We start from the raw sequence: 12452 nt of genomic DNA, 5'->3' as shown, positions 1-12452 counted from the left end.
CCTGCGGACCGAGTGCCCGTACGGCGCGCAACGCCTCCATCATCTTGTCCTGGTGGCCGTGCGCGGTGTCGATGACGAGGACGTCGGCCCCGGCGTCCAGGACCTCGGACGCCTTCGCGGCGACGTCGCCGTTGATGCCCACCGCGGCGGCGACCCGCAGCCGGCCCGACGCGTCGACCGCGGGGCTGTAGAGGCCGGCGCGCAGGGCCCCGCCGCGGGTGAGGATGCCCACGAGCTCCCCGGAGTCGGACACCACGGGCGCGACCTTGCGACGCGCCTCGGAGAGTCGCTCGAACGCGTCCTGCGGACCCACCGACTCGGGCAGCACCACCATGTCCTCGCGCATGACGTCCTGCACCTGGGTGAAACGGTCGACGCCGGTGAGGTCCTTCTCCGTGACGATGCCGACCGGCTTCGGGCCGTCGACGACGACGGCCGCCCCGTGGGCGCGCTTGCCGAGCAGCACGAGGGCCTCGCCCGCCGTCATGTGGCGCTCGAGGGTGATCGCCGTGTCGTGGACGAGGTGGCGGCCCTTGACCCAGCCGACGACGTCGCGCACGACCTCGGTGGGGATGTCCTGCGGGACGACCGCGATGCCGCCGCGACGGGCCACCGTCTCGGCCATCCGGCGCCCCGCGATGGCGGTCATGTTCGCGACGACGAGCGGGATCGTCGTGCCCGTCCCGTCCACCGAGGACAGGTCGACGTCGAGGCGGCTGGTCACCGACGAACGGCTCGGGACCATGAAGACGTCGTCGTAGGTCAGGTCGAGCTGGGGCTGGAGGCCGTTGAGGAACTGCACGGTCACTCACTCTAGGCGGCGCGGGGACGGACGGGCTCGCGCGTCTTCCCCCGCGGCCGGATCTGCCGTGGGCGTAGGCCATTGCCATCACCCCGGGCCCGAGTAATCATGATTACATGATTACGAATGAGTCCCAGGAACGGGTCCGTGGCTGGTTCGCCGGCCGCCTGCCCGAGGAGTGGCGTCGCGAGACGCCGCAGATCAGCGTCGACCGCGAGGAGATCACGGTCGTGCTCACCATCGAGGACGTCGACCTGCCCGACGGCTCGAGCGACGCGGAACGGGCCGAGGCCCGCGCCGGGCGTGCGAAGGCGTTCCGCGAGGACACCCGCGGCCGCCGCATCGAGATCGCCCGCGAGGCGGAGCACCGCTTCGACCGAAAGGTGTCGTGGGGGCTGCGGGTCGGTGACCGCAGCGAGCTGTGGACCCACGTCGCGGCTCCCACCATGACCCGGCTGCGCCAGCCGGAGCGGCTCGTCCTCGACACCCTCGTCGACGCCGGGGTAGCCCGGTCGCGCGCCGAGGCCCTGGCCTGGTGCGTGAAGCTCGTCGGCCAGCACGAGAGCGACTGGCTCGGCGAGCTGCGGGAGGCGATGTCGCACGTGGCCGACGTGCGTACGAAGGGCCCTGCCGCCTAGGGCTGCCGGTCAGCCCTGATCGTCGCCGGACGGGTCGGCGTTCTCGGCGTCGTTGGTCTGCTGGTCGCTGTCCCGCTTGATAGCGGAGATCTCGAACTCGAGCGAGATCTTCTCGGAGACGAGGACGCCCCCGGAGTCGAGAGGCATGTTCCACTCGAGCCCGAAGTCGCGGCGGTTGATGCGACGCGAACCCTCGAAGCCGGCGCGCAGCGCGCCGAACGCGTCGGTCTCGACGCCGAGCAGCTCGAGGGGGATGGTCACCGGCTTGGTGATGTCGCGGATGGTGAGGTTGCCCGAGACCATGTAGGCCCGGTCCTCGACCTCCTCGATCTGGGTGCTCTCGAACCGGATCTCGGGCCACTTCTCGACATCGAAGAAGTCGGCGCTGCGCAGGTGGTCGTCGCGCTGCTGGTTGCGGGTGTCGACGCTGGCGGCCTTGAGGATGATCTCGGCCGAGGACTTCGACATGTCGTCGAGGTCGGCGTAGAAGTGCCCCTTGACGTCGTTGAAGGACCCCCGGACGGTGGTCACCATGGCATGCCGCGCGGAGAACCCGATGCGCGTGTGGGCCGGGTCGAAGTCCCAGTCGCCGTTCAGCGGCGAACTGTCGTCCGTCATTGGTGTCTCCTGCACGCGTGAGTTTCGAGTCGCGGAAGTCTCTCACGACCCAGGGGTGCCGACCGTTGCCCAGTCCGGCAACCGACGCTCGTGCACGCCCCGACGAGCACGCTCTGACTTTACCCGTTCCTGACCCTGCAGCACCGGGGGCAGGACGCCCCCACTGCGGGCGTAGCGCCACGGCCCGGTCGGATCGCGCCTCGGCGTGCGCTATAGTTGGCGTCGCCCGGAGCGATCCGGGTATCTGTTTGCGCAGATCCGGCCAGGTAGCTCAGTTGGTACGAGCGTCCGACTGAAAATCGGAAGGTCGGCGGTTCGACCCCGCCCCTGGCCACCACCCGAAACCGCAGGTCACACCCGATGTGACCTGCGGTTTGTCGTAGGTGGACTGCCCCTGCGTGTCGAGGATCGTACGGTCGAGCGGCTCCTGGCGGCCGGGCGCCAACGGGCCCGGGCCAGCGATGCTGACCCGGGCCCGGAGCTCAAGCGTTGTCCTGCCTCAGCCGATCTGGCCGGTCACGCCGACCGCATCGGCGCTCAGGCGTCGTTACGCGTACGCGTTGAGCTCGGCAATCGACCACCAGCTGCCGGCGCTGCCCGTGTTGACGACCTTGAGGTAGCGGGCCGTCTGCGCCGGGAAGGTCGCGACCTGCGTCGGCTGGCCGTCCGCGACGATGGAGGCGACCTTCGTCCAGGCCGATCCGTCGGCGGACACGAGGACGTCGGCTCCGCGCGCGTAGTCGTCGATGCTGGTTCCGGAGTCGAGCACGACCCTGCTGAAGGTCTGTGGCTGGCCCATGTCGACCTGGACCCACATGCCGTCGTACAGGCTGGTCCCCGAGCTATACCTCGAGTTGATGTCGCCGTCCAGGAGGTGCCCGAGCGCATCGTTCGGCCAGGGGCTCTCGTTGGATGCCGTAGCGGTCCAGCCGGTTCGAGCCAGCGGTGCGTCAAGAGCCGCGTCGTAGTAGACGTTGAGCTCCGCGATGGACCACCAGTTGCCGGCACTGCCCGTGTTGACGACCTTGAGGTAGCGGGTCGTCTGCGTCGGGAAGGTCGCCAGCTGGGTCGGCTGGCCGGCCCCGGAGATCGAGGCGACCTTCGTCCAGGCCGATCCGTCGGCGGACACGTAGACGTCGGCGCTGCGCGCGTAGTCGTCGGTGCTGCTGCCGGGGTCCAGCTCGACCTTGTTGAAGGTCTTCTGCTGACCCATGTCCACCTGGACCCACATCCCGTCGTACTGGCTGGCTCCGGAGCTGTACCGGGAGCTGGTGTCGCCGTCGAGGATGTGCGCCAGCGCATCGTTGGGCCACGGGCTCTCGTCGGATGCCGTTGCGGCCCAACCGGTCTTGTCCAGCGGTGCCTTCGGGTCCGGCTCCGGGTCCGGGTCGGTGTTGTTGTAGACGCCGAGCTCGGCGATGGACCACCAGTTGCCGGCGCTGCCGGTGTTGACGACCTTGAGGTAGCGGGCCGTCTGGGTGGGGAACGACGCCAGCTCGATCTGCTGGCCGGTTGCCGTGACGGAGGAGACCTTCGTCCAGCTGTCGCCGTCGGAGGACACGTAGACGTCGGCGCTGCGCGCGTAGTCGCCGGTGCTGCTTCCGGAGTCGAGCACGAGCCTGTTGAAGGTCTGCGGCTGCCCCATGTCGACCTTGATCCACATGCCGTCCTGCTGTGCCTTGCCGGAGCTGTACCGGGAGTCGGCGTCACCGTCGAGCAGGTGCTCAACCACATCGGTGGGCCACGGGCTCACGTCAGACGCCGTCGCGGTCCAACCGTCCGGGTCCAGTGGAGTTCCCAGACCGGTGACGGTGAACGGCGCTCCACCCGCCGACTCTCCGCCGGCACCGATCACCGACACGTCGTACTTCCCGGAGGCGAGTCCGGCCGGAACGTACGCGCTGATGCTCGTGTCGGACCAGCTGTCGATCTTCGCGTGGACCGATCCGAAGTACACGGTGCCAAGGCCCTGGGTCCTGCCGAAGTGCGAGCCGGTGACCTTGAACTTGTACCCCGGGATGCCCTTGTTCGGGGCCAGGCTGCTGAAGGTCGGCTTCGGGTAACTCGCCAAGGGCTGCGTCGTGAACATCGCGGAGGTGCCGCTGGGCAGCGAGTAGGCGTAGGCGCCGTCCTTGCTCACCGGGAACGCCAGACTGCTGCGGCTCCCGTTGTAGACGACCGCCACGGCAGCGCCGTCCGGCGCGGTCCACGTCTTCTGCTCGAGGCCCTTCGGCACGGTGGTCGGAGCCTGGATCGACGCCGTGCCGCTCGTGCCCCCGAACACCTTGAACTCACCGATCGACCAGCGGAAGAAGAACGACGCCGCGCTGGCGACGACGCGGACGTACCGCGCCCTCTGCGGTGCCAGTGAGATGGCGACCGTCCGGAGGTCCCCGCTGCCGTCGGCGACCGCGCTGCCCCAGTTGACGCCGTCGTTCGAGACGTACACCTGGTACTTCGCGAGGGAGTCGAAGGCGTTCTTCGCGGTGTTGTCCATGACGATCTTGTTGAAGCTCGTCGGAGCGCCGAAGTCGACCTGGAACCAGTCGCCGCTCTTCACCTTGGTCCCGGAACGCCATCGGGTGTCGGCGTCACCGTCGATGGCGTTCGCCGCCGCGTCCGACACCGCGCTCGACGAGGCCTTTGCCGTCCACCCACTCCGGCCCAGCTCGGTGCCCGGTGTCTTGATGGACGCACCGGCCGGAAGCGAGTAGGTGAGCAGATCCGTCCCGGTCTTGATGCCGTTCTGGACGGGCAGCAGGTCCGGGTCGTAGGTGACCGTCACCGGGTCGGTCTTGCCGAAGGTGAAGTCGTGGTTCGGGTCGGTGACGGTGGTCGCCGCCTGCGTGCTGCCGTTCTGGGTGGGCCCGGAGTAGGTGAAGGTGACGGCGTCACCGGCGCCCAGGGTGTAGTCGAATGACTGCGTGCCGTCGGCGACGCTGAACGTCTTGTCGGCGTTGCTGTCGTTGTAGGCCACCACGACCTTCGAGCCGTCGGGGTTCTGGAACGCGACGTTCTCGACGCTGCCTTCACCGAAGGAGTTGGAGTAGATCCGGTGGGCGCTGGGCTTGACGAACCGGCTGACCTGGGCGAGGGCGTAGTAGTCCGCGTTGTAGGTCACCACACCGGTCTTGGGGTCGATCGTGACCAGCCCACGGCAGATGCCGATGCCGTTGGTGTCGGCGTTGAGCGGCCCCTTGTCGGGGTCCAGGGCGATGTTCCACAGCATGACGCCGTTGGCCCAGTTGCGCGTGCCGTCGATGAGCCAGCTGTTCATGGCGTCGTGGAAGGCCACCTGCTTGCTCGCCTGCCAGTCGCCGCCGGTGGCCTCGGTGAGGTACGACTCCTTGCTCGGGTAGTCGTTGTGGGCCAGCGTCTGGTAGATCGGGGTGCCGCTGTAGATGTGCCAGCCGGCCCCGACGGCGTAGTCCTTCGTGGTCGGGTCGTTGTAGACCGACTCGGGGTACGACGGCACGTCCCAGTTGTGGTCCCAGGCCAGGATCTTGGTGGACAGCTTGTTGGCCTCGAACGCCTGGCCCATCTGCTGCACCAGCTTGATCTGCTGTGCGGGGGTCAGGGCCATACCCGGCCAGGTCGGAGCGTTCAGCGGCTCGTTCTGCGGTGTCACGTAGTGGACCGGGACACCGGCCTTGCCGTAGGCCTGGATGAACTTGACGAAGTAGTTGGCGAGCGCCTGCGAGTACTCGTCCTTGAGGGTGCCGCCGATCATGTTGTCGGAGGTCTTCATCCAGCCCGGCGGGCTCCACGGTGTGGCAGTGATCTTGATCGACGGGTTGAGCGCGAGAGCCTGCTTCAGCTGCGGGATGATGTACGGCTCGTCGTGCGCGATGGAGAACTTCGACAGCGTGGGGTCAGTCTGCCCGGCCGGCATGTCGTCGTAGGAGTAGTTCCCGCTCGCCGCGAAGTCCGAGGCGCCCATCGGCAGCCGGACCATGCTCAACCCGGCACCGGTCACCGGGTCGAACAGCTTCTTCATCAAGGTGTCACGACCAGCGGCCGGCAGCTTGTCGATCAGCCAGGAGGACGAGTCGGTCAGCGCCGCCCCGAACCCGGTGACCTTCTGGTACTTGATTCGGTTGTCCACCTGGATGGTCAGCGGGTTGGCTGTCTGCTTCGTCTGGAACGAGACGTCGCTCTGCTTCTCGACCCACTTCTCGCTCGAGACGTCCGTGAGCCACACGTGCACGGGCGAGCTGGCACCCGGTGGCGATGCTGCTTGTGCGTGGGGGATCGCGACGGGCATCGCCGCGAGGGCCACACCCAACGCAGGCGCCAGAAGCGACCCGGCTCTCAACTTGGCCATGCTCATTCCTCCGAAGGAACTTGTTGGTCAGGGATCGTGCGGCCGATGGCGGCTGTTGGCAGATCCATGGAGTCGCCCGACCGCAACACATCGCCGAAGGGCCGAGACAGCCACCATCCCCGCAGATGCGCTGGCGAACCGACGGCAGGTCGTGCATCACCGGACACCACAGCAGTCACTAATTCGGGTTAGTGAGCAACGCTAAGCGCGCCGAAAGCCCGCGTCAAGATCCTGTTACGCGGAAGTTTCTGCGGTGATGCGCGCGTGAACCCGGTAGGTCGGCTTCAGCGGCGCCTGCGGCTGCTCGGTGGCGGCGCGGTGGAGTCGCGCATCACGACCGGGCAGTGCACCAAGGTGCGGCCGGGGGTAAGTGGCCCGCCGTTGGTCAGCTGCTCGGCTGCCAGGCGCCCCATCCCGGGGTACGGCAGCAGCACTGTGCTCAGGGCCGGACGCACCTCTGCCGCGAGCTGGAACTGGTCGTCGTACCCCATCACCGACACGTCCTCTGGCACCCGCACGCCCGCCTCGAACAGGCCCAGGAGCGCGCCCACCGCCATGCGGTCGTTGCCACACATGATCGCGGTGGGTCGCGACTTGCGCCGCAGCAGCGTGCGCACGAGCTCGTAGCCGGAGTCCGCGTGGTAGTTGCCGGACAGCACGGTGTGGTCGGACGGGTTGAGTCCCGCACCGCGCAGGGCCTCCCGGAAGCCGCGCACGCGGGCCTTGGTGGCCCACTGGCCCGGCTTGCCGGTGAGGTAGGCGATGTCGCGGTGCCCCAGGTCGAGCAGAGCCTGGGTGGACTCGCGCCCGCCGCGCACCTCGTCCGGAAGGATGGCGGGCACGGGGTCGTTGGACGCGAAGCAGTTGAGCAGGACGGTCGGGACGCGCAGCGCCGGGTCCGGCAGCACGACCGACCTCGTGCCGACCGCAGCGAAGATCAACGCGTCGGCCTGGCGGTCGAGAAGGTCGCTGATCAGCTGGGCCGCCCGGCGGTTCGAGCCGCCGGTGTTGACGAGGAGCAGCAGGTTGCCCTCGCGGACGCAGGCCTCGTGCGCCCCCTTGATGGCCGAGGCAGCGAACTCACCGAAGTCCACGTCGTGGCTGACGAAGCCGATCGTCGCGCTGCGTCCCTGCCGCAGCCCCTGCGCGGCGCGGTTGGGGCGGTAGCCGAGCTCGGCCACCGCCTGCAGGACGCGCTGTCGGGTCTCGTCGCTGATGGTCTGCCCGGCGGTTCGGTTGAGCACGAAGGAGACCGTCGCCGGCGAGACACCAGCCAGGCGTGCGACGTCTACGCGGCGCGGTCTGCTCGCCGTCGGGCGGCGTCCATCAGCTGGCACCCGGACAGAGTACGAGCCTGCCGGGCCTTCCGAGCCGCTGCCACGCACAGCCACGCAGGCGGATCGCCGACCAGCCTGATGGGCGCGGTCCCGTGCGGATGCCTCGCGGCTGCCTTGCCGCTGAAGGCAGTTTCGTCCGTTCTGTCACACGTCTTGACGATGACGCAGATTCGACCCTATGTTCGCGCTAACGCGGGTTAGTTGGCCCACTTCCACAGTACTTCGGGTCTTCCCGATCGCGGCTTCTCGGAAGGTGGAGGCACGTGAGAATTGGCCCGGTTCGCGCCACCGGTCAGCCGCGTCGTGATGGCCTACCTGGGTGTCCAGTACGCCGGTACCGGGCCGACACCCGCGTTCGTCGGGACCGCACCGGCCGGGCTGAGCTGGTGGTGCAGCCTCGAGGACCTCGACCGATGGGCCCGCGAACATCCCACCCACCAGGCGATCTTCGGGGCCGCGATGAAGTACCTGTCAACGCTGGGTCCCGCGGCGCGACTGAGGCTGCACCACGAGGTCACCGTGGCTAAGGCGGACGAGCAGTACTTCGAGTACCTCGGCTGCCACCCGCAGACCGGAATGCTGCGCGCGCTGGAAGATCGGGACGCGCAGTCCGTTTAGTGATCGGGCAGCTCGGTAGTGACCAGACGCTCAGACCTCGAGGGTCGCGCTCAGTCGCCGGTCGGCGACCGACCGGCCGGCCTCGACCGCGTACTCGCCCTTGACTACCGTCCAGGCGCCCGAGGCCTCGTCCCAGATCTCGAAGGCGCGCGGCGAGAGGTGGACGGTGACCTCGGCGACCTCGCCCGGCTCGGCCTCGACACCGGCGAAACCGGCGAGCTGCCTGACGGGCCGGTCCGTGCCGGGCTCGGCAGGCGCGACGTAGACCTGGACCACCTCGCGACCCGCTCGCTCGCCTGAGTTGCGGACCCGGACCGTCACCGCGGGGCTCCCTGTCGCGCTGTCGTCCGTCGCGATCGTCTCGTAGGTCCAGTCGGTGTAGCCGAGCCCGTGACCGAACGCGTAGGCCGGGCTGCTCCCTGCCCGTTCCCAGGCGCGGTAGCCGATGAAGACCCCTTCGGAGTAGGGGAGCTCGCCGTCCGTCGGGGTGACCTGGGTGACCGGGGCGTCCTCGAGCGCGGCGGGCCACGTGGTGGGCAGCCGGCCGCCCGGTTCGACCGCGCCGAGCAGCACGTCGGCCAGCGCCGCGCCGCCCTCCTGTCCCGGAAACCAGCTGAGCAGGACGGCCGCGACATCGTCGCGCCACGGCATCTGCACCGGGGAACCGGCGTTGACCACGACGACCGTGTTCGCGTTCACGGCCGCCACGGCCCGCACCAGGTCGTCCTGCCGCCCCGGGAGGCGGAGGTCCTTCCGGTCGAAGCCCTCGGACTCCACGCTCGCCGTCGTGGCGACGACGACGACCGCCACGTCGGCGTCCTGCGCGGTCTCGACGGCCTCGGCGATGAGCTCGTCGGCGTCGCGCTGCGGCTCCCGATGCAGCAGGGAGAAGCCCACGACCTCGAACGGGGCGTCGTCGGCCTTGGGGACGACGCAGTGCAGCGATACCTCGACGGGCTGCCCTGCCGTCAGCTCGACCCGGCCCCGCTCGACCGGTGAACCGAAGAGGACCCCGATCGGGTCGGACCCGGGGTCCGGCTCCTGCATGCCGCCGAAGAGGGTCTCGCCGGCGACGGTGAGCCGCAGGGCGCCCAGGGCGCTGGAGCCGAACGAGTGCGCGCCGCTCTCACGTGGCGTGAACGTCCCGGCGATCTCCACGCTGTGCAGGGCGTCGTGCGTGACGCCGTCCGGCAGGTCGGTGCCCAGCCACTGGACCAGACCGCCCGGCACGGACCGGGTTCCGATCACCTCGCCCGCGACGTCGCGGCACACCGCGCGCAGGTCGAATCCCGCGTCGGCCCCGGCGAGACCGTCGGCCGGATCGGCGCCGAGCGCATACCTCAGCGTCCCGGGGGGCAGTGCCGCGGTGAGCCCGTCGAGGGGCGACACGATCCGCCTGGGGAAGACGGTCGCCGACCCGCCGCCCAGCACCCGCGCGTCTCGCGCGGCCGCGCCCAGCAGGGCGACCGTGCGCACGCCGCCCGCGTCGATCGGCAGCACCGGGCGTGCTGCGCCCGCGTCCGCGTTGCGCACGAGAACGAAGGAGCGGCCAGCGATCTCGCGGGCCAGGGCCTCGCCGTCGATCTCAGCAGGCAGCTCGGTCACCGCCGGCTCGGCGCCCTCGAGGGCGCCGACACGGGCAGCGAGCCGCAGCACGTTGCGCACGGCATCGTCCACCATCGCCTCATCGACGTGGCCCGCGCGGACCGCGGCCACGAGGGCCTCGCCGTACACGGTCCGCGGCCCCGGCATCGCGACATCGAGGCCGCCCGCGATGGCGCTCGTCGACCGTGCGGCCGTCCAGTCCGAGACGTTGACGCCGTCGAAGCCCCACTCGCCCCGCAGCACTCCGTTGACCAGCCGGTGGTGCTCGGTCATGGTCGTGCCGTTGACCGAGTTGTAGGCGGTCATGACGCCCCAGGGCCGCGCGCCCGCGACGATCGCCTCGAACGGGGCGAGGTACAGCTCACGCAGGGCGCGTTCGGAGACCACGTTGTCGACCGTGAAGCGGTCGGTCTCGGCGTCGTTGGCGACGAAGTGCTTGACCGTCGTCCCGACGCCCCCCGACTGGACGCCTTGGACGTAGCCGGTCCCGATCTCAGCCGTCAGCAAAGGGTCCTCGCTGTACGCCTCGAAGTGCCGCCCGCCCAGCGGAGAGCGGTGCAGGTTGACCGTCGGCGCGAGCAGCACGTGGACGCCCTTGCGGCGCGCCTCCTGGGCGAGCAGGGTGCCGGCTCGGCGGGCCAGCTCCGGGTCCCACGTGGCGGCGAGCGCCGTCGGGGACGGCAGCGCGATCGAGGGGTCGTCGGCGGTCCACCGGACACCGCGGACCCCGATGGGGCCGTCGGACATCACGAGCGACGCCAGCCCGATCTCCGGTAGCGCGGGCAGCGACCACATGTCCTGCCCGGCGAGCAGCCGCGCCTTCGTGTCGAGATCGAGCGTGCCGAGTGCGGCCTGCACGGCCGCCTCACGGGTCCGGTCTACGTGCGTCGGGTCTGCGTGGGTCTGCGCGACCAATTCACTTCTCCTCGTGGTGATCTGTGGGTCGGCGGTGGTCCATGGCTCTCAGTTCGAGCCGGTCGTGGCCATACCGGCAACGACGTGACGTCGGAAAGAAGGAAGACGACAATCACCAGCAGCAGGACGACGCCTACTTGATGCCGGTCATCGCCACGGTCTGGGTGAAGAACCGCTGCAGACAGATGAACACCAGCACGATGGGGCCGACCACCAGGACGGAGCCGGCGAGCAGCAGGGCGTAGTCGGTGGCGTTCTGCCCGGTCGAGAACAGAGCCAGCGCGACCGGCAGCGTGTACTTGTCGTCGCTCTGGGCAGCCACCAAGGGCCACAGGAACCCGTTCCACGATGACAGGAAGGTCAAGATCCCCAACGTCGCCAGCGGCGCGCCGCACAACGGCATCACGACCCTCGCGAAGATCCGGAAGTCGTTGGCTCCGTCGAGCTTGGCCGCCTCGATCAGCTCGTCCGGGATGCCGAGTATGAACTGGCGCATCAAGAAGACACCCATCGGCGAGGTGAGGAACGGCAGGAACAGCGCCGGGTAGGTGTCGACCATCCCGAGCTTGCTGATCGTCACGAACAGGGGCACGAACGTGACCACCCCCGGAACCATCAGCGTGACCATGACCAGAGCGAAGAGCAGCCGCTTGCCGGGGAACTCCACCTTGGCCAGCGCGTAGGCGACCATGGAACAGAACAGCAGGTTCCCGAGCACGGTCGCCACCGCGACAATGAGGCTGTTGAGGAAGAACCTCTGGATGTGGAAGTCGCTGAACCACCGGGCATAGTTGCCCCACCCGGGGTCAGCGGGCAAGAAGCCGGTCGGGTTGCGGAGGATCTCGCCCTGGGTCTTGAACGAGCTCAGCACCATCCAGACAAACGGCAGCATGGTCGCGGCCACGGCAACGAGCAGAACCGCATAGACCAACAGCTGCCGGGCAGTCGTGCCGCGCTCGTGGGGGCCGCCGCGACGTGTCGGCGCGGAGGTGGACCCACGGCCGACGGGCTCGGCCGCGACCGGTGTGGTCTCGGAGATCTTCATGGTGACCCTTAGTCCTTTGGTCGCAATGCGCGGAACTGGACCAGGCTCAGCAGCGCGATGGCGACGAACAGCACGTAGCTCGCCGCGGAGGCCGTGCCGTACTTGCCGAACCCGAACTGGTTGAAGGTGAAGTAGGTGACCGAGAGCGTGGAGTCCAGGGGACCGCCCTTCGTCATCACATACGGCTCCTCGAAGAACTGCAGATAGCCCACGGACAACAGAACCGCCCCCAGAAGGAGGGTTGGTCGCAACAGCGGCAGCGTGATCAGGCGGAGGATCGTCCAGCGACCGGCGCCGTCGATCGCGGCGGCCTCCTTCACCGACTCCGGGATGGTCTGCAGGCCGGCGAGGAAGATGACCATCAAGGTGCCCATGTTGCGCCACACCGCCATCAGGATCATGGCGGGCATCGCCCAGGTGGTGCTGTTGAGCCAGTCCGGTCCGTGGATGCCGATCCATCCCAGCATGGCGTTGATCAGCCCGTCGTCCTGCAGGATGAACCGCCACACCACGGCAACAGCGACGATGCTCGTCACGACCGGTGTGTAGA

The 12452-nt window shown here is 69.0% G+C and carries 9 protein-coding genes and 1 tRNA gene; 3 read left to right on the top strand and 7 right to left on the bottom strand.

Annotated features, from left to right (window positions below; all coding sequences use genetic code 11):
- On the bottom strand, positions 1 to 802 hold an 802-nt coding region (locus tag ACPYOM_RS16730), incomplete at its 3' end, for an IMP dehydrogenase (protein WP_481346822.1).
- A gap of 116 nt (positions 803 to 918) precedes the next feature.
- On the opposite strand from ACPYOM_RS16730, the gene ACPYOM_RS16725 reads away from it, so the two are divergent.
- A complete protein-coding gene (locus ACPYOM_RS16725) occupies positions 919 to 1440 on the top strand; it encodes a hypothetical protein (RefSeq protein ID WP_481346821.1) in 522 nt (173 codons plus the stop codon).
- A gap of 9 nt (positions 1441 to 1449) precedes the next feature.
- Here ACPYOM_RS16725 and ACPYOM_RS16720 read toward each other — a convergent pair whose 3' ends face one another.
- Positions 1450 to 2058 (bottom strand): YceI family protein, encoded by a 609-nt coding sequence (locus ACPYOM_RS16720; protein WP_481346819.1) that lies wholly within the window; start codon positions 2056 to 2058, stop codon positions 1450 to 1452.
- A gap of 260 nt (positions 2059 to 2318) precedes the next feature.
- On the opposite strand from ACPYOM_RS16720, the gene ACPYOM_RS16715 reads away from it, so the two are divergent.
- Positions 2319 to 2395 (top strand) — tRNA-Phe (locus ACPYOM_RS16715).
- A gap of 210 nt (positions 2396 to 2605) precedes the next feature.
- Here ACPYOM_RS16715 and ACPYOM_RS16710 read toward each other — a convergent pair.
- Together ACPYOM_RS16710 and ACPYOM_RS16705 are read right to left on the bottom strand one after the other, a co-directional pair.
- Positions 2606 to 6382 (bottom strand): discoidin domain-containing protein, encoded by a 3777-nt coding sequence (locus tag ACPYOM_RS16710; RefSeq protein ID WP_481346817.1) that lies wholly within the window; start codon positions 6380 to 6382, stop codon positions 2606 to 2608.
- A 284-nt stretch (positions 6383 to 6666) separates the two neighbouring features.
- Positions 6667 to 7719, bottom strand: a complete 1053-nt coding sequence (locus ACPYOM_RS16705; protein ID WP_481343262.1) for a LacI family DNA-binding transcriptional regulator — start codon at positions 7717 to 7719, stop codon at positions 6667 to 6669.
- Positions 7720 to 8025: 306 nt separating this feature from the next.
- Here ACPYOM_RS16705 and ACPYOM_RS16700 point away from each other — a divergent pair, with 306 nt between their 5' ends.
- Positions 8026 to 8337: a phenylacetaldoxime dehydratase family protein gene (locus tag ACPYOM_RS16700; RefSeq protein ID WP_481343261.1), complete on the top strand. Its 312-nt coding sequence runs from the start codon at positions 8026 to 8028 to the stop codon at positions 8335 to 8337.
- A 30-nt stretch (positions 8338 to 8367) separates the two neighbouring features.
- Here ACPYOM_RS16700 and ACPYOM_RS16695 read toward each other — a convergent pair whose 3' ends face one another.
- The 3 genes from ACPYOM_RS16695 to ACPYOM_RS16685 form a co-directional block, all read right to left on the bottom strand.
- Positions 8368 to 10857, bottom strand: coding sequence for a glycoside hydrolase family 3 protein (locus tag ACPYOM_RS16695; RefSeq protein WP_481346816.1), 2490 nt, complete (start codon positions 10855 to 10857; stop codon positions 8368 to 8370).
- A gap of 133 nt (positions 10858 to 10990) precedes the next feature.
- Entirely contained in the window at positions 10991 to 11902 is a 912-nt protein-coding gene (locus ACPYOM_RS16690) for a carbohydrate ABC transporter permease (RefSeq protein WP_481343259.1), read from the bottom strand.
- 8 nt (positions 11903 to 11910) lie between these two features.
- The coding region (locus ACPYOM_RS16685; protein WP_481343258.1) for a carbohydrate ABC transporter permease at positions 11911 to 12452 on the bottom strand (542 nt) is incomplete at its 5' end.

This window comes from Monashia sp. HAY1-2A, assembly GCF_056755315.1.
Note: the sequence above shows the minus strand (reverse complement) of the source record. Positions and strands in the feature narration are given on the sequence as shown.